The sequence below is a fragment of the Moraxella sp. genome (genome assembly GCF_024227015.1).
In the GTDB taxonomy this organism is placed as follows: domain Bacteria; phylum Pseudomonadota; class Gammaproteobacteria; order Pseudomonadales; family Moraxellaceae; genus Moraxella.
Window position 1 is genome coordinate 1 of record NZ_JAAELD010000113.1, and the last position, 601, is coordinate 601.

Annotated in this window: 1 protein-coding gene; it reads left to right on the top strand. The window is 45.6% G+C overall.

Annotation, left to right across the window (positions count from 1 at the left end):
- On the top strand, nt 1-570 hold a 570-nt coding region (locus tag GY683_RS02435), incomplete at its 5' end, for a MetQ/NlpA family ABC transporter substrate-binding protein (RefSeq protein WP_297287231.1).
- Nucleotides 571-601: the final 31 nt, after the last annotated feature.

Consider the following 601-nt stretch of genomic DNA (forward strand, 5'->3'; position numbering starts at 1 on the left):
GACGCTAACGCCATGCAGCATAAGCCATATCTGGATAAAGACAGCCAAGAAAAAGGTCTGGATAACCTAGCCATCGTTGGCAATACTTTTGTCTATCCACTAGCAGGCTACTCAACCAAAATCAAAAACCTCTCTGAGCTAAAAGACGGCGCCATCATCGCTGTGCCAAACGATCCATCGAACCTAGCTCGTGCGCTGATTTTGCTTGAAAAACAAGGTCTGATCAAACTAAAAGACCGCAATAACCTATTCTCAACCACCAACGACATCATCGAAAATCCAAAAAATCTGGTGATCAAAGAAGTGGATGCCTCTGTGGCAGCTCGCGCCATAGATGATGTGGATATCGCTGTGGTGAACAACAACTATGCAGGTCAAGCCGGCCTAACTGTCAGCGAAAATGCTGTATTTGTCGAAGACAAAGAATCGCCATATGTGAACATCATCGTTGCTCGCACCGACAATAAAGACTCTGCAGCCATCCAAAACTTCGCCAAAGCCTATCAAACTGATGAAGTAGAAGCCGAAGCCAAAAAGCAATTTAAAGACGGCGTGGTCAAAGGTTGGTAATCTCACCGCACTCAAATCCCTATCATCGCTC